At 71.2% G+C, this 16,136-nt stretch carries 12 protein-coding genes and 1 pseudogene; 2 read left to right on the top strand and 11 right to left on the bottom strand.

What is annotated here, in order from left to right:
* Positions 1-226: 226 nt before the first annotated feature.
* A complete protein-coding gene (locus tag ACFWRO_RS22200; protein WP_384512794.1) occupies positions 227-646 on the top strand; it encodes a secondary thiamine-phosphate synthase enzyme YjbQ in 420 nt (139 codons plus the stop codon).
* Between the two features lie 381 nt (positions 647-1,027).
* On the opposite strand, the gene ACFWRO_RS22205 is transcribed toward ACFWRO_RS22200, so the two are convergent.
* The 9 genes and pseudogenes from ACFWRO_RS22205 to ACFWRO_RS22245 form a co-directional block, all read right to left on the bottom strand.
* Positions 1,028-2,383, bottom strand: a complete 1,356-nt coding sequence (locus ACFWRO_RS22205; protein ID WP_384512795.1) for a flavin monoamine oxidase family protein — start codon at positions 2,381-2,383, stop codon at positions 1,028-1,030.
* Positions 2,384-2,488: 105 nt separating this feature from the next.
* Positions 2,489-3,382, bottom strand: a complete 894-nt coding sequence (locus tag ACFWRO_RS22210) for an MBL fold metallo-hydrolase (protein WP_384512796.1) — start codon at positions 3,380-3,382, stop codon at positions 2,489-2,491.
* Positions 3,383-3,439: 57 nt separating this feature from the next.
* On the bottom strand, positions 3,440-5,155 hold the full coding sequence (locus tag ACFWRO_RS22215; protein ID WP_384512797.1) for an aldehyde dehydrogenase family protein: 1,716 nt from the start codon (positions 5,153-5,155) through the stop codon (positions 3,440-3,442).
* On the bottom strand, positions 5,152-6,708 hold the full coding sequence (locus ACFWRO_RS22220; RefSeq protein WP_384512798.1) for a GMC family oxidoreductase: 1,557 nt from the start codon (positions 6,706-6,708) through the stop codon (positions 5,152-5,154). The genes ACFWRO_RS22215 and ACFWRO_RS22220 overlap by 4 nt, the downstream gene beginning before the upstream one ends.
* A complete protein-coding gene (locus tag ACFWRO_RS22225) occupies positions 6,705-7,637 on the bottom strand; it encodes an alpha/beta hydrolase (RefSeq protein ID WP_384512799.1) in 933 nt (310 codons plus the stop codon). The genes ACFWRO_RS22220 and ACFWRO_RS22225 overlap by 4 nt, the downstream gene beginning before the upstream one ends.
* On the bottom strand, positions 7,634-9,160 hold the full coding sequence (locus tag ACFWRO_RS22230; RefSeq protein ID WP_384512800.1) for a flavin-containing monooxygenase: 1,527 nt from the start codon (positions 9,158-9,160) through the stop codon (positions 7,634-7,636). The genes ACFWRO_RS22225 and ACFWRO_RS22230 overlap by 4 nt, the downstream gene beginning before the upstream one ends.
* A 77-nt stretch (positions 9,161-9,237) precedes the next feature.
* Positions 9,238-10,443: pseudogene (locus ACFWRO_RS22235) on the bottom strand (acyl-CoA dehydrogenase family protein); the annotation flags it as partial.
* Positions 10,444-10,445: 2 nt separating this feature from the next.
* Positions 10,446-11,489 carry a phosphotransferase family protein gene (locus tag ACFWRO_RS22240; RefSeq protein WP_384512801.1) on the bottom strand — a complete coding sequence of 348 codons (1,044 nt, stop codon included), beginning with the start codon at positions 11,487-11,489 and terminating at the stop codon, positions 10,446-10,448.
* Positions 11,489-12,265: an SDR family oxidoreductase gene (locus ACFWRO_RS22245; RefSeq protein WP_384512802.1), complete on the bottom strand. Its 777-nt coding sequence runs from the start codon at positions 12,263-12,265 to the stop codon at positions 11,489-11,491. The genes ACFWRO_RS22240 and ACFWRO_RS22245 overlap by 1 nt, the downstream gene beginning before the upstream one ends.
* Positions 12,266-12,401: 136 nt before the next feature.
* On the opposite strand from ACFWRO_RS22245, the gene ACFWRO_RS22250 reads away from it, so the two are divergent.
* Positions 12,402-13,034 (top strand): TetR/AcrR family transcriptional regulator, encoded by a 633-nt coding sequence (locus ACFWRO_RS22250; protein WP_384512803.1) that lies wholly within the window; start codon positions 12,402-12,404, stop codon positions 13,032-13,034.
* Between the two features lie 33 nt (positions 13,035-13,067).
* On the opposite strand, the gene ACFWRO_RS22255 is transcribed toward ACFWRO_RS22250, so the two are convergent.
* Positions 13,068-14,543, bottom strand: coding sequence for a class I adenylate-forming enzyme family protein (locus tag ACFWRO_RS22255; RefSeq protein WP_384512804.1), 1,476 nt, complete (start codon positions 14,541-14,543; stop codon positions 13,068-13,070).
* A 196-nt stretch (positions 14,544-14,739) separates the two neighbouring features.
* Positions 14,740-15,990: a saccharopine dehydrogenase family protein gene (locus ACFWRO_RS22260; protein ID WP_384512805.1), complete on the bottom strand. Its 1,251-nt coding sequence runs from the start codon at positions 15,988-15,990 to the stop codon at positions 14,740-14,742.
* Between the last annotated feature and the right edge of the window lie 146 nt (positions 15,991-16,136).

A 16,136-nucleotide genomic window follows, 5' to 3' on the forward strand; every position in this document is an offset into this window, starting at 1 on the left:
CGGCAGGCGATGAGGGGGGTCAGCGCAGAGAACTCAGGGTGTGAGAGGGCGTCAGCAGCCGCGACGACACGCGGCGGAGGCCACCCGCAGCAGGTCGATGTGACCGCGCGTGGTGAGCAGGGCTGTACGCAACATGGCGCGAACGTAGCGACTCGTTCCGGTGGCGGTCAACGGCGTCTCGGAGCGTGGACGCGCCGTCCCGCGCTGTGGGCGGCAGGATGGCCCCATGTCGACCTTCAGCACCCGCGTCCTGACGCTCACCACCGGCTCCTCGGAGACGGTCACCGACCTGACCCGGGCCTGCGCGGACTTCCTCACCGAGACCGCCCCGGCCCAGGACGGCCTCCTCAACCTCTTCGTCCCCCACGCCACAGCCGGCCTGGCCATCCTGGAAACCGGCGCGGGCAGCGACACCGACCTCCTGACGGCGCTGCACCACCTCCTCCCGGCGGACGACCGCTGGCAACACCGCCACGGCTCCCCGGGCCACGGCCGCGACCACGTCCTCCCCGCCCTGGTCCCACCCCACGCCACGCTGCCGGTCCTGGGCGGACGCCTGGAGCTGGGCACCTGGCAGTCGATCTGCCTCGTCGACACGAACAAGGACAACCCGGAGCGCCAGGTGCGGTTGACCTTCCTGGGCTGATCGAGCCGATCGAGATCGCCCTGGGTGTGGCCGCCGAATCTCCTTACGCTCCGGCGAAACGGGAGAAAGATGCGCGAGGAGGCTCGAGCGGGTGCCCGTACGGGATGGGACTGGAGTCCGCCCAGGAGTAGGCGGGCGATGTGATCGTGGCGCAGTTGGCGGGCGGCCTGACCTCGGGGGCAATCGACGTCTGTCCTCTGAAGCCGCGAGGAGGCTGAGGTGCCACGGCCCCGCGTCCGACGCCAGGAGCCCGTCCGTTCCGTGGAGGGGCTCCTGTCTGTGCGGGGCGGGGCGCCAGGGGGTGAGGGTCAACCGGATCTGGTTGCCGATCTTTTAGCGGCCGGCCCCGTGCCGTCGTGGCGGGCCGGCCAGGCCGAAGGATCAGTGGCCCAGGCTCGACAGAACCGCCTTCGCCGCGTTCTCGCCCGACGTGGCCGCGTCGGCGAGCGACGGCATGTCGAGCTGATAGTCGCCGGCGAGGTGGATCGGTCCGAGGGGGGCGTGCAGCGTCGGCAACGATTCGCGCCCCCGGGGTGCCCAGAACGGCACCACGCGAGGGTGACGTCGCACGATTCCCTCCCCGAGCTTCCCTTCGAGCTGGGGGTAGACCGTGAGCAGGTCCCCGGAGAATCGAGCGACGATCTCTTCGTCGGAGAGCTTGAAGAGGGTGTCGGCCGAGGCGCCACCGGCGAAGCACGCCAGCGCGCCGCCCGGCTTTCTCGGGCCGTTCTTGCGCAGGGCGGCGGCGTGGTTGAACACAGCCTGGAAGGAGAGCTGCGGCGTGGACACGCCGAGGAGTCCGTCCCAGGGCTGAGGGCCCTCCTCTTCGGTGAAGAAGCCGACGATCACGTACCGGCCGTAGCGGATGTCGTCGAAGGCTTCCCGGTGCCTCCGGGGAAGGTCGGGAAGGATCCGCGAGGCGATATCGCTGGGAACCGTCACGATGGCGCGTTTGGCGCGAATGCGCGCCGGGCGGCCCGCGACGACGTGGTTCACGACGACGCCGTCTCCGCTCCTCTCCACGGACCGGACGGTCGACCCGAGCCGAAGGCGGTCGCCGAGGTCCGTGGCCAGGATGTCGGTCAAAGTCTGATTGCCGCCGACCGGCAGGGCGAAGTTCGGGACCTTCGCCGGGTCCGTCAGGGCGATTGCGATCGATGCCACGAGCTGTGTCGCCGCCGTCTCCTCCGGCTCACACCCCATCCACTGCCCCGACCAGGACCGGACCACGGCCCGGGTCAGCTCGGAGCGGACGCCGCGCAGGAGGTCCGACGCGGGACGCCTGTCGAGCCTGGCCCGCACCCTCTTCGCCAAGCGGCCGTCCGACTCCAGGAACGGGACCGCGGAGAGGATGCGGGCACCGACCAAGGCCATGCCGACCCGGTCCATGAAGCTCATGCGGGTACGGAACATGAGGGCGAGCACGTCGGACGTGTCGACCAGTTCACCGTTGAGGACGAGCGCCACGCTCGTGTCGGCCAGGGACCCCATCTCGATGCCGTGCCGGTCGAGAGCGTCGATCAACGGCCCGGTTCCCTCCGTGAACTGGGTGCCGACGTTGATCCAGTACTCGCCCTTCCGGACCGTTTCGACCCGTCCGCCCGGCCGGTCCTCGGCCTCGACCACCACGACGTCGACCTTGTCCGCGAGGGTCGTGGCCGCCATCAGGCCCGACATTCCCGCGCCGATGACTACGACGTCGCACGTCTCCTCGTCACTGTGTTGCGCTGCGGCCATGACTCGCGACTCCCTGTACCTGTATTCCGGTGCTGAATTACTGAAAATCGAATCCATGTCGAGATCGCTGGAGTCGGCGACTCCAGGACACCCGGACGGTGCGCGCTACGTGGCGCGGAACCGTCCCGGTTCGACCTCGGCGACCCGCCCCGTGCGGGCCAGACGGTGCACGTGCTGCACCGCGGTCCGCCGCTCGACCGGCAGCACGTGGGGGCCTTCGACGTGGCGGCGGTAGACCAGGCGGCGATCGGCGATCTCGTCGACGGTCCGGGGTTCGGTGAGGAACGTCAGGAGGGTCGCGTCGCGCGCCGCCATCACGCCGGCGAACGCGTCGAGGCGCTCGGAGAACTCGGCGGCGCCCTCGATCACGCCCTTCTGGTGGGCCGTGCCGTACCAGCGGGCGTCGATCTCCCGGCAGCGGCGCATGGACACCTCGAAGTCGGTGAGGCTGCTGCCGACGTCTCCGTAGTAGGGGCCGAACGACGTCAGGTCGATGTCCGCCACGAAGAGGAAACCGTCCGGCTCGATCAGGAATCCGCAGTGGCCCGCCGTGTGTCCGGGCAGGTGTACGACGGTCACGGTGCGGCCGCCGAGGTCGAAGACGCTGCCGTCCTCGAAGCCCTTGGCCTCGGGGCGGTCCCGGACGTGGAAACGGTCGCGCAGCATGAGGTCGGTGTGCTCGGCGGCGTCCGGAGGGAGGCCGTAGCCTTCGACCATCACCGCGCGGGATCGCAGCGCGGCCAGGTCCTGTACGTGGACGTGGACAGGCGTCTCGTAGTCACCCAGAGCCGCGACGTGGTCCTCGTGTGCGTGGCTCACGAGGACCACGTCCGCGGGTGGTGCCGTCCCGACGAGCGACAGCGACGGGTCGATGACCAACGTCTCTGCGGTGCCGCGGACGAGGACCGAGTTCGCGTAGGGGTAGGCACCTCGCTCCGCACCGACCAGGACGGTGACTCCGGCCCCGAACCCCATCTCCGTGTATCCGGTGCTGGGCAAGGTCGAACTCCTTCGTGTGCGCGCGGATCGCGGAACGCCGCGTCGGGGTGACGGGCGTCAGCCGCGGAGTGCGGAGGCGAAGATCTTCGGCAGCGCACTCCAGCGGGGCGCGGCGGCGAAGTCGGCGAGGAGGCGGCCCGTGGTGGCCGCCGTGCGGTTGGTGACGAACCACGGGGGCTTGGGGGAGAGGGTAGTCCTCCCGTGGAGGAGCGCCCGGGGCGCTGGGTGGAACGGGCCCCGTACGACGGTGCGTTCCGGTCCGTCCAGGAGCAGCGCGTTGTGTACGACGCCAACGCCGCTCTGCACGTCGTCGAGGGTGTGGCCGGGGAAGGCGCCCCAGGGGGCCGTCGCGGTGAGATAGCCGACTCCGGTCCACGCGTTCAACGCGACGGTCCCGTAGCGGAGTTCGGCGATCGCCTCGTCCAGCGCGGGGCCGAGCACGGCCATGGTGCCCGGGTGCGCGATCAGGTTCACACCGAGCGTGCCGGCGAGGTCCTCGTTCGCCGCACGGACCGCCGCGGCGAGGAACTGGCGTGCGTCGCCGGGGAGTTCCAGGACGGCGAGGACAGGGGCGAAGAACTCGCCGGTCAGGGCAGGTCCGTTCTCCGCGGGGTCGAGCCCCGTGATCAGCACGCGGCCTCCGCCGATGCGCTCGGCCCCGTCGTACGCGTCGAGAGCCCGGGCGACCCGGTCGTCGCTGCCCGGGTAGTACGCGGGGCGGGCGGGCGCGTCGGCCAGGGCGGCGCGCAGATGGGCCAGGAAGCGGCCCTTCTGCGCCCAGTCGGAGCTGACGACGACCACCTGGCTCGCCACGCAGTTGTAGCCGCCGTTGTGCAGTTTCTGCGTGGCGACGTGTTCCGCCTGGTAGCGCAGATCGGCCTCGGACCAGCCGCCGGGCAGCACGATCGTCGGGGACACCCCGCCGAGTTCGCTGGTGACCGGCTTGTCGAGCAGGGGAGTCCCGGCCTTCTTGCGGGCGGCGCCCTCCTCGCCCGTACCGAAGACGATCGCGTCGTGGGTCGCGGCGCTGCCCGTCATGTGGACGTGGCCGACCTTCGGGTGCCGCACGAGGTGGGCGCCCACGTCGGCGCCGCCGGTGAGGATCCGGACCGCGCCGAGGTCGATCAGCGGGGCCAGGACCTCGGCGAAGACTTCGAGGAGCCCGTTCGTGACCGGGTTGAGCTTCAGGGCCACCACCCGGTTGTTCGCGTACAGCTCGTACAGCACGTCCAGGATCGGGATCGAGGTGATGTTCCCCGCGCCGAGTACGACGCCCACGCCCCTGGTCTCCGCCGGGCGCAGGAGGGCGAGGCCCGCGCGATCGGTCACCGTCTGCCTCGTGACGCCCGGCGGCATCCACACATCGGCGCTGAATCCGTTCAGCAGCAGCTGGTCCCAGATGCTGTGCGGCAGGACGCGGACCGTGACGCGCCCGCCGGGCGCCCGGCCGAAGGAGAACCCGTCGACGGGGCTGCGGCTCTCCTCCAGGGCCTCGATGCTCGCGGCGAGGGTGCCCAGGCCGGTCAGCACGGGGTACGGGCCGGAGATCCACTCCTCGCCGACCAGCGGGCTGTCCTCCGCGAGCCCCTTGTACGCGACGGCCGCACGCACCCACGCCTCGGCCTGCGCGGCGGTCGCCGCCCGCATCCGTTCCAGGAGTTCGCGTCGCTTCGCCCGGTCGCAGGCGGCCCAGGCCGCCTCACCGCGGACCAGGTCGTCGACGGCCCGGTCGATCTCCCACACCTGCTCGGTGGAGGGCGGGGACGTTGTCATCGGACGGCTCCCTTGATGAGGTCGGCCGCTTTCTCCGCGGCCATGATCGTGGGTGCGTTGGTGTTGCCACGCGGCACCGAAGGGAAGACCGAGGCGTCGACGACCCGCAGGCCCGCCACGTCGTACACGCGCAGCTCGGGGTCGACCACCGAGCCGATCGCACACGTCGACGTCGGGTGGAACAGCGTCTGCCCGGATCGCCGCGCCCAGTCGAGGAGTCCGGCGTCGGAGTGCGAGACGGGCACGTCGAAGGCCTCCGTGACCAGGCCGGTCACCGCCGGCCGCGCGGCGATCTCCAGGGCGATCCGAATGCCGGCGACGATGGCAGCCCGGTCCTCGGCCGTCGTCAGGTAGTTGTGGACGATCCGGGGCGCAGCGTCGGGGCGCGGCGAACGCAGGGTCACCGCGCCACGGCTCGTCGGGGCGACCACGCACGGGCCGAAAGAGAAGCCGTGGCCGGTCGGCGCGCCGAGCCCCTCCTGGTGGAACAGCACCGGAGCGGCGTGGAACTGCACGTCGGGAGCGTCCAGTTCGGGACGGCTGCGGAAGAACCCGCCCGCCTCGCCGAGGTTGGAGGTCAGCGGGCCACGCCCCTCGCTCTGCAGCAGCGCCGCGTTCTCGGGGCTCGCCGCGCTGATCAAGGACTCGGCGTCCGTACGGAAGTTGAGCAGCGTCATGTAGTGGTCCTGCAGGCCCTGTCCGACCGGCAGGTCGCGGACGACGACGATGCCGAAGGCGGACAGGGCGGCGGCAGGACCGATCCCGGAGAGCATCAGCAGCTTCGGAGACTCGTACGCCCCCGCGGACAGGATCACCTCCCGCTCGGCCCGGACGACCTCGACGCCGCCGTCCCGCTCGACCTCGACCCCCGTCGCCCGGCCGCCCTCGATCACCACGCGAAGGGCGCGGGCCGAGGAGAGCACGGTCAGGTTCGGCCGGTCCAGGGCGGGGTGCAGATAGGCGACGGCGGCGCTGCACCGCAGTCCGCCGCGCTGCGTCACCTGGTAGCGCCCGACGCCTTCCTGCGTCGCGCCGTTGAAGTCGTCGTTGCCCTTGTGCCCGGCCTGCTCGGCCGCCCGCACGAAGGCCGAGGCGAGCGGATGATCGGACCTGCCGTCGCTGACCGTCAGCGGCCCGCCCACCCCGTGGTAGAGGTCATGGCCGCGCTCGTTGTCCTCCGAGCGCCGGAAGTACGGCAGCACATCGGCGTACGACCAACCGGTCGCCCCGGCCGCCGCCCAGCCGTCGTAGTCGGCGCGGTTGCCGCGGATGTAGATCATCGCGTTGATCGAACTGGAGCCGCCGAACACCTTGCCCCGGGGCAGATAGGCCCGCCGTCCGCCGATGCCCGGTTCCGGGTCGGAGTCGAGGTCCCAGTCCAGGGCGGACTTGAAGAGCTGCGGGAACGCCGCCGGAACGTGGATCTCCTGCGCGGTGTCGGGACCGCCGGCCTCGATCAGCGCGACCCGCACGCCGGGGTCCTCCGAGAGCCGCGCCGCGAGGACACAGCCCGCGGATCCGGCGCCGACGATGACGTAGTCGTACATGTTCATCCCGTCCCTTGAATGGGGGATCCGTGGTGATCCAGGACCCGCGTGAGGAAGTCGAGCTGGTCGGCGAGTGCTTGCCGCTGTCCCGGTCCCGCGTAGACGTCCAGATGGTCCACGGGGTACTCGTGCAGCTCCGCCCGCCGGCCGGCCTTGCGGGCGGCCCGCCGCGCCGCCTCGGGGGGTGCGATGCGGTCCTTCGTACCGATCTGCACGAGGATCGGGCACGCCAGGCGGTCCACGAAGGTGGTGGGCCGGTTGAGACCGACCTTCAGCGCCGCGCGGGCGCGCACCTCGTTGCGGAAGGTGGGGCCGGCGAAGGACGCGCAGATCTCCTGCGCGCGCGGGACCCCCATCATCGCCAGTGCGCCCGGCTCCGCGACGACGGGTACGTGGTGCGGCGGCCGCGCGGTGACGGCGCGGGCGGCGTCACGCAGCCCGTGCCTCGCCAGCCGCAGCATCCGGCCGACCCCGGCGTGACGCACCAGGTGGGCCAGCGAGGCGAGCCCGTCGGTGACGGGTGTCAGCGAGACGACCGCCGCGACCCGCGCGTCCTGGGCGGCGACGACGAGGGCGTGGCCGCCCGCGTACGACACGCCCCACAGCGCGATCCGGTCCGGGTCGACGCCGGGCAGCCGCCGGGCGGCGGCGAGGGCCGCGTGGTAGTCCTGCCGCTGGCGGCGGACGGAGACGTCCTGGCGGGGCCTGCCGCCGGAGTCCCCGAAGCCGCGGTAGTCGAAGACGAAGGTGTCGATCCCGGCCGCGGCGAAGCCCTCGGCGTAGTTCAGCAGGCCGCTGTCGCGGGTGCCCCCGAAGCCATGGGCCATGACCACGCAGGGCCGTCCGCCCGGTCCGGCCAGGGCGTCGTTCGTGGCCGGTACGTGCCAGGCGGCGCAGCGGACGCCCCGGCTGAGGAAGGTGATGTCGCGCTTCATCGTGTCGCCTCCGGACGGGGCCGCGACCCCGACGGCACCGGGCCGCCGGCGGTGAACCGGAGCGCGGCGTCTTCGACCGACCCCTCACGCAGCCGCTCGACGTCTCTCTCGTACGCCATCTCCACCGTCCACGGACCGCTCGTTCCCGCCCGGGGGAAGTCCCTGATGCCCCGCAGGACGTAGTTGGAGCTCAGGTCCATGTACGGGACCCGTGCGACGGTCGGGTCGTCCAGGACGGGTTCGACGGTGGCGTGGCCGTGGGCGTCCATGTGGTCGAGCAGGCGGCAGAAGTGCTCGCAGACCAGGTCGACCTTGAGCGTCCAGGAGAGGTTGGTGTAGCCCAGCGCGAAGACGAGGTTCGGGACGCCGGAGAGCATCATCGCCTTGTACGCCATGGTCTCCGAGGGCTTCGTCTCGCGGCCGTCGACGCTCAGCCGGATCTTGCCGAAGGGCGCCATGGTGAGCCCGGTCGCGGTGACGACGACGTCTCCGGTCAGTTCCTGACCCGACTTCAACCGGATGCCGGTCTTGGTGAATCGGTCGATGTGGTCGGTCACGACCGAGGCACGGCCGGCCGAGATCGCCTTGAACAGATCGCCGTCGGGCACCACGCACAGCCGCTGGTCCCACGGGTCGTAGCGCGGCGTGAAGTGCGTGTCGACGTCGAAGTGGCGGGGGAGTTGTCGGCGCACCTGGGCGATGAGCAGCCTCCGCATCAGTTTCGGCATGCGCCTGCTGGCCTTGTAGACGCCACGCGTGACCATGATGTTCTTGCGCCGGACGATTCGGTGCGCCCGTCGGTGGCCGACCAGTTTCCTCAGCGCGTGGGCCACGGCGTCGTGGGCCGGGAGCGAGAACACGTAGCTCGGTGAGCGCTGCAGCATGGTGACGTGCCCGGCCGTGCGGGCCATCGACGGGATGAGCGTGACGGCCGTGGCGCCGCTGCCGATCACGATGACGCGCTTGCCGGTGTAGTCGAGGTCCGCGGGCCAGTGCTGCGGGTGGATCACCGTGCCGGCGAACTCCTCGATGCCGGTGAACTCCGGTGTGAATCCCGCGTCGTGGTCGTACATGCCCGTGCCGAGGAAGAGGAAGCGTGCGGTGAACCTCGCCTTCTTCCGACTGCCGGGCTGCTGGGTGGTGACGGTCCACCGTCCTGTCGCGGAGGAGAACTCCGCGCTGACGACCCGGTGCCCGAACCGGATGTGCCGGGCAAGGCCGTGCTCGGCGACCGTCTGCCGCAGGTAGTCGAGGATGAGCTGTCCGTCGGCGATCGACTTGCGGTGGGTCCATGGCTTGAAGCCGTATCCGAAGGTGGGCATGTCGGAGTCGGACCGGATGCCGGGGTACCGGAACAGGTCCCAGGTGCCGCCGATCCCGTCGCGGCCCTCCAGGATCACGAAGGACGTGCCCGGACGGAGGGTCGTGAGGTGGGAGGCCGCGCCGATGCCCGAGATCCCGGCGCCGATGATCAGCACGTCGACGTCCGTGGACGCGGGGCGGCTGGTGGTCGTCTTTGTCACGGGTGACTCCTGGCCGCGGTGGGGTGGGGCTGTATGGGGACGGCTCCCGCCGGTCGGCAGTCGCCTGCGGCTGCCCGGCGGCTCAGCTCGGCGCGGGCGAGGGCGTTCTTGTGCACCTCGTCGGGACCGTCGGCGAAGCGCAGCGAGCGGATGCCGGCGTAGGCGCGGGCGAGCGCGAAGTCCTGGGACAGGCCACCGGCTCCGTGGATCTGAATGGCCTTGTCGAGGATCCACTGGACCGTCCTGGGCGTGGCGATCTTGATGGCCTGGATCTCGGTGTGGGCGCCCTTGTTGCCGACGGTGTCCATCAGCCAGGCGGTCTTGAGGACGAGGAGGCGCAGCTGCTCGATCCGCACCCGGGATTCGGCGATCCAGTCGCGGATCACGCCCTGGCGGGCGAGCGGCTTGCCGAACGCCACCCGTTCCTCGGCGCGGGCGCACATCAGCTCGATCGCCCGCTCGGCGACGCCGATGAAGCGCATGCAGTGGTGGATCCGTCCCGGGCCGAGGCGGGCCTGGGCGATCGCGAATCCGTCGCCCTCCTGGCCGATGAGGTTCGCGGCCGGGACCCGTACGTCGTGGAAGACCATCTCGGCGTGGCCGCCGTGGTCGTGGTCGTCGTACCCGAAGACCTCCATGGCGCGCCTGATCTCGACGCCGGGGGTGTCACGGGGGACGAGGATCATCGACTGCCGGCGGTGCCGGTCGGCCTCGGGGTCGGTCCTGCCCATGACGACGAACACCTGGGCGTTGGGGTTCATCGCTCCGGTGATCCACCACTTGCGGCCGTTGATCACGTAGTCGTCGCATTCGCGGACGATCGAGGTCGCGATGTTGGTGGCGTCGGAGGAGGCGACGTCGGGTTCCGTCATCGCGAAGGCGGAGCGGATCTCGCCGGCGAGGAGCGGCTCCAGCCACTCCTTGCGCTGCGCCTCGGTGCCGAACATGGACAGCACCTCCATGTTGCCGGTGTCCGGTGCCGCGCAGTTGAGGGCGGCGGGCGCGAGTTCCGGCGAGCGGCCGGTGATCTCGGCGAGGGGCGCGTACTGGAGGTTGGTGAGGCCGGCGCCCTCCTCGCCGGGGAGGAAGAGGTTCCAGAGGCCACGGCGGCGGGCCTCGGCCCGGAGTTCGCCGAGCACCGGGACCGAGTCCCACGCCCAGCGGTCGTCGAGAGCTTCGAGCTGCTGGTCGAACACGCGCTCCGCCGGGTGGATGTGACTCCACATCAGGTCGAGCAGGTTCTCGCGCAGTAGTTCGGTGCGGGGATCGAAGGCGAAGTGCATGATCAGTGTTCCTTGAGTGCGGCGAGTCCGGCGTCGAGCAGCGGGTGGATCGCCTCGCCGATACGGTCGAAGCCCGGCCCGACGGTCTGCCCTCTCAGGCGGCGGTAGTGGATGCCTTCGAGGATCGAGGCGAGCTTGAAGGCGGCGAGACCGAGGTGGAAGCCGATGGCGCCGAGGTCGCGTCCGCCGCGCGCGGCGTAACGGGCGACGATCTCGGACTCGTTCAGGAAGCCGGGCGCGTCGCCGGCGTCGGGGGCGACTTCCGGCCCGACCAGCCGGGCCAGCCGGGTGTAGAGCAGCATCAGCGCCAGGTCGGTGACCGGGTCGCCGACGGTGGCCATCTCCCAGTCGATGACAGCGCGCGGCCGGTCGTCTCCGTCGACCAGTACGTTGTCGAGCCGGAAGTCGCCGTGCACGATGCCGGGGCGGGTGGTCGCGTCCATCGCGGGTGCGCGTGCCTCAAGTTCGGCGTGGAGGGTGACGGCGGCCGGCAGGTCGCGGGAGTAGGAGGCGCCCATCTGCCTGCGCCAGCGTGCCACCTGGCGGGTGAGGAAGCCCTCGGGTCGGCCGAAGCCGCCGAGCCCGACCGCGTCCGCGTCGACCATGTGGAGGTCGGCGAGGGTGTCCACGAGGGCGCCGGAGATCCGCCGCACCCGCGCGGGGCCGAGGGGTGCCAGCTCCGCCGCCGTGCGGTACGGCCGGCCCTCGACCGCCTCCATGATGTAGAACTCGGCCCCGAGGACGCCGGTGTCGAGACAGAGGCCGTGCAGCCGCGGCACCGGCACCGGTGTGTCGGCGAGCGCCGCCATCACCGCGTACTCGCGTCCCATGTCGTGGGCGGTGGCCAGCACGTGGCCCAGGGGCGGCCGGCGCAGGATCCATTGGGACTCGCCGTCGGTGAGACGGTACGTCAGATTGGACTTGCCGCCGGTGATCAGGGTGGCCGACAGTGTGCCGGACCGGGCCGTCGGCACGGCCTCGGCGAACCAGGGGCGGAGCCGGGCGAGGTCGAGCCCCGGAGTCGCGCCCGCCTCGTGCGCTCCCATCAGGCACCGCCCGCCGCTGCGAGACCACCGTCGACGACCAGCGTCCGACCCGTCATCCACGCCGCGTCCCCGGAGAGCAGGAACGCCACGACGCCGGCGATGTCATCGGGGGTCCCGAGCCGTGCCAGCGGATACTCCGCCGCGACAGCGTCTTCCCGCCCCTCGTAGAGCGCGGCGGCGAACCTCGTCTTCACCACGGCCGGCGCGACCGCGTTGACCCGGACGCGCGGGCTCAGCTCGACAGCCAGCTCCTTGGTGAGATGCATCAGCATCGCCTTGCTGGCGCCGTACATTCCGATGCCGGGCTCCGGCCGGATGCCGCTGAGCGAGGCCACGTTGACGATCGCGCCGCCGTGTCCGGACATCCATGCCTTGTAGATCTTCTGGACCCAGGACAGCGCGGAGAGGACGTTGACCTCGACGACACTGCGGGCCACGTCGGGATCGAGCTCCATCAACGGCCCGTACACCGGGTTGACGCCGGTGTTGTTGACCAGCAGGTCGGCGCTGCCGAAGGTGTCGACCGCCCGGGCGACGACCTCGTCCTGGTGGGCGGTGTCGGCGGCGTGACCGGCGATGCCGAGTGCGTGGTCGGGGCCGCCGAGCGAGGCGACGGCCGCGGCCAGGGCGTCCGGCCTGCGTCCGGTGATCACCACCTTCGCGCCCTCGGCGATCAGCCGCTCGGCGATCGCGAGCCCGATACCGCGGCTGGCGCCCGTGATGATCGCGGTCCGTCCCGCGCATCTCTCGGCCACGACGTCCCACCTGTGGGCCATGGGCTTCTCCGTTCGTTCGGCTCGCGTGCTGCCATAAGTCGATGTCGATTCGACTTCGAGTTTATGAGGTGTTCAGGGCGTGTCAATACACGCCGGGAAGGAAGGTCCGGCCGTGAGGCTGATACGATCTCGAATCGTGTTCGATAACAATGCGACAAGCCGGACCCCGGCTCGCCCGGCGGCCCAGCGTCGCGGGCTGGAGCGCAGGAAGGCCATCCTCGACGCCGCCGAGGGGCTGCTCGCCGAGCAGGGCTACGAGGCCGCCACCCTGAAGGCGACCGGCGAGCGGGCCGGCATCCCGATCGCCTCGATGTACCACTACTTCGCCGACCGGTACGAGGTCGACGCCGAGCTGCTGCAGCGACACCTGGGCGAGCTGGACAGGCTCATCGGCGCCGCACTGGCCGAACCCACGGCGCAGACGCTGCGCGAGGCCGTCGACGTCATGATCGACCTGCTCCTCGATTATCTCCGCCGTCACCGCAGCTGCACGGAGCTGTGGTTCGCGGGACGTCACGCCACGCTCGACGAGATGGTGCGCGCCTTCGACGAGGCCCAGGCGGAACGGCTCTGGCACCACCTCGTCGAGCAGCGCCTCGTAGCGGCCGACATGCCCCTGCTCGCCCTGCTCCTCGCCTTCGAGGTGGGCACCCGGCTCTTCGACATCGCGTTCCGGCGCGCCCCGGCCGGGGACGACGCCACGATCGACGAAGCGCGCCGCCTCGTCACCGCGTACCTGGAGACCTACGCCTCCGAAGGGACGCGGTGACGACACCGGCGCGCGGGGGCGGCCGGCCGACGGCTAACGCAGCGGGCCACCCCACCGCACCTGGTCGCGCAGCCGGTTCTTGAGGAGCTTCCCTCCGGCGTTGCGCGGCAGCGCCTCGGTGACGACCGTGGCGTACTGCGGAACCTTGAAGTCGGCGAGCCTGCCCCGGCAGTGCGTGATCACCGCGGCGACGTCGATCTCCGGCCCGTCGGCGAAGAGGACGGCTCCGACCTTCTCGCCCATGACGTCGTCGGGCACGGCGAGGACGGCGGCGTCGGCGACTCCGGGCGCGGAGAGCAGTACCGCCTCGACCTCCACGCTGGAGATGTTCTCGCCGCCGCGGTTGATGATGTCCTTGATCCGGTCGACGATGTGGACGCGCCCGGCCTCGTCGACCCGGACGATGTCCCCGGTGTGCAGCCATCCGTCGGCGATCGCCTCCGCCGTGGCCTCCGGCCTGCGCCAGTAGCCGGTGGTCACGGTGACGCCACGGACCACCAGTTCGCCCGTGTACGGATCGTCGCCGATCGGGGCGACGCCGAGCTCCACCGACGGGACCGCGTAGCCGACGGAGTCCGCGTGTTCGGCGGCGTCCCGGTCCGGCAGGACGGTGATGAGCGACGCCGTCTCCGTCATGCCGTAGCCGTTGATCACCGTGGCCGCCGGGAAGGCCTCCTTCAGCGAGCGGACGAGCGACGGCGCGATCGGTGCGCCGCCGTACGCCAGCCAGCGGACCCCGGAGACGTCGGCACCGGCGAAGGCCGGGTGCCGCAGCAGCAGGGAGTACACAGCGGGCACGGTCACGAGGAACGAGATCCGTTCCTCCGTCAACGCCGCCGTGAGCCGCGGCAGATCAAGGCTGGGCATGATCACCGATGTGCCGCCGAGGCAGGCGGCGACGACGAACTGCGCGTTGCAGCCGGTGACATGGAACAGCGGCACCGAGATCAGGGTCCGCAGCTCCGGTCCCGCGTCCCGGGGGATGCCGAGACAACGGATCAGGTTCTCGGCGTTCGTCACGAACGCCTCGTGCGTGGTCGGCACGCCCTTGGGGCGCCCGGTCGTGCCTGAGGTGTAGAAGAGCGCGGCCACGTCGGCGGTGTCGAGATCCGTGGTGACGTACGGATCCCCGTCCGGCAATGGTGCGCCGTCCGGCAGGTCAACCTTGACGCCCGCGTCGGCCAGGACGAACTCCACCTCCGGGGGCGCCGAACGGGTGTTGACCGCCACGGCGATGCCGCCGGCCAGTACGGTGCCCCAGAAGGCGAGGGCCCAGTCCGTGCCCGCCTGGTACCGCACCGCGACCCGGTCGCCGGCTGTCACACCGCGGGCGCGCAGCCCCCCGGCCACGCGGCTGGCACGCCGCCACAGCTGCGCGTACGTGAGCCGGTCGCCGCCGAGTTCGACGACCGCTTCGGCGTCGGGGCGGATCTCTACGTGCGTACGGAGCACGTCGAGCAGGGTCGTGGGCGCGTCCGGATACCTGGGGACACCCTTCACGTCCCTCACCAGGTCATCCTGAGGGAAGGGGTTGTGCGTACGTGGTACTGGGGTGATGGGGCGAGGCATCTCGGCGGCTCCAGGGCGAGTGCGTGGCGGGCGGCGCACGCGAGGGTGATGGTTGCGACCAGGGCATCGCCGCGCCCGGACCTCCCAAGTGCGCGGTCGCGGCGATGCCCCGGTCAGGGTCGAGTCGGGAGCGTCCCTAGTGCACCGACTCGACGATCTCGTAGCGCGGTGTCCCCACGCGCTCCAGGGCCGTGTAGAAGGCCTCCGGCTCGGCCCAGTCCTCCGGGGCGAACGAACCGGCGCGCTTCCCGGCCTCGTCGAGCGCCAGGACGATGAACGCGGCGCAGGCGGTCCCGGTCAACGTGGCCATGCTGGCGCCGAGGTAGGTCCCTGGTCCGCTGACCGGGATGCGTCGGACAGCGACTGCCGGGCGCCCGCCGCGGGTGCCGGTGACGCGGGCGAGCAGGCCGCCGCGCCAGGTGTAGCGGCGGCGGAGTGCCGACGCCCCGAGGAACTTGAGCATCTCGCCCGCGCCGCTCTCGCCGCGACGCACCTGGCCGGCCATGCCGCGCAGCGCGTGACGCCAGCCGGTGGGGGTGCCGAAGCGGCTCTTGATGATCTCCATCATGAAGTCGACGGCCTCGTCGGATGTCATGTCGCCGGACTGGATGGCCTGGCCGAGGCCCTTGACGAGGCCGTTGATCGGCGCCGGGTCCATTCCGCCGAGACATCGGATGCGCTGTGCCTGGGGGTAGCGGCGGGGGAGGGTGACGGGCTCCGGGTGGGCCGTCTCGTACAGCAGGGTCTCGCCCAGGCTGCCGCCCATCGGCGCCGATCCGGTCTCGACGTACGACTCGTGGGTGACCGGCCCGCCGTTCTCCCACGTCAGACAGTCGCCGGCGGCGATGTGCATGAGGTGATGGATGACCGCCCGGCCGACGTTCGGCCGCTCGTCGCCGACCGTCCAGAACAGCTCGATGTCCTCGACGGTGTCCAGCTCGTTCGCGGCGTCCACGGCCATCACATTGCTCATGCCCGGTGAGGCGCCGCAGCCGATGTAGAGCGGAATGCCCGCCTCCTGGGCCTTGTCGGCGAGGCTCAGGGCGTGCAGGGTGCTCTCGACGTCGTCGTCGAAGTCGAGGTACGGCACCTTCAGCTCGATGCAGGCCGTGATCACCGGCTCCGAGGTGCGGATGTAGGGGCCGGCGCCCAGGACGACCAGAGCGGCGCCCTCGACCACCTCGAAGAGGGCGCCCCGGTCGTAGAGGTCGAGCTGCCTGACCTTGACCCGCCCGGCCGGCAGCTTCTTCACCAGCGGCCGCAGCAGCTCGGGCCGGATGTCGCACAGGGTGAGCTCGAAGTCGCCCCCCGCCCGTGCGAAGCGCTCGATGGCCACCTTGCACATCTCGCCCGCGGCGCCGATGAAGACGACCTTCCGCGCGGTCATGCGACGACTCCGGCCTCGAGCACCGCAAAGTCAAAACAGTGGGTCATGGCCCGCTCCGTTCTGTTGCGGTCGCCGGGCGCGCGGCGACCTCCGTGTCGCGGACGGCCGGAAGGGTGGCCGAAGGCGCGAGATTCGATGTCGAATCG

It is taken from the genome of Streptomyces sp. NPDC058579, from assembly GCF_042718575.1.
GTDB lineage: Bacteria > Actinomycetota > Actinomycetes > Streptomycetales > Streptomycetaceae > Streptomyces.

Excerpts from the sequence above, each read along its gene's own strand:
- ACFWRO_RS22245 (WP_384512802.1), bottom strand. The coding sequence starts at position 12,265 with ATGGCCCACAGGTGGGACGTCGTGGCCGAGAGATGCGCGGGACGGACC.
- ACFWRO_RS22225 (WP_384512799.1), bottom strand. The coding sequence starts at position 7,637 with ATGAAGCGCGACATCACCTTCCTCAGCCGGGGCGTCCGCTGCGCCGCC.
- ACFWRO_RS22215 (WP_384512797.1), bottom strand. The coding sequence starts at position 5,155 with ATGACAACGTCCCCGCCCTCCACCGAGCAGGTGTGGGAGATCGACCGG.
- ACFWRO_RS22220 (WP_384512798.1), bottom strand. The coding sequence starts at position 6,708 with ATGAACATGTACGACTACGTCATCGTCGGCGCCGGATCCGCGGGCTGT.
- ACFWRO_RS22200 (WP_384512794.1), top strand. The coding sequence starts at position 227 with ATGTCGACCTTCAGCACCCGCGTCCTGACGCTCACCACCGGCTCCTCG.
- ACFWRO_RS22240 (WP_384512801.1), bottom strand. The coding sequence starts at position 11,489 with ATGGGAGCGCACGAGGCGGGCGCGACTCCGGGGCTCGACCTCGCCCGG.
- ACFWRO_RS22260 (WP_384512805.1), bottom strand. The coding sequence starts at position 15,990 with ATGACCGCGCGGAAGGTCGTCTTCATCGGCGCCGCGGGCGAGATGTGC.
- ACFWRO_RS22205 (WP_384512795.1), bottom strand. The coding sequence starts at position 2,383 with ATGGCCGCAGCGCAACACAGTGACGAGGAGACGTGCGACGTCGTAGTC.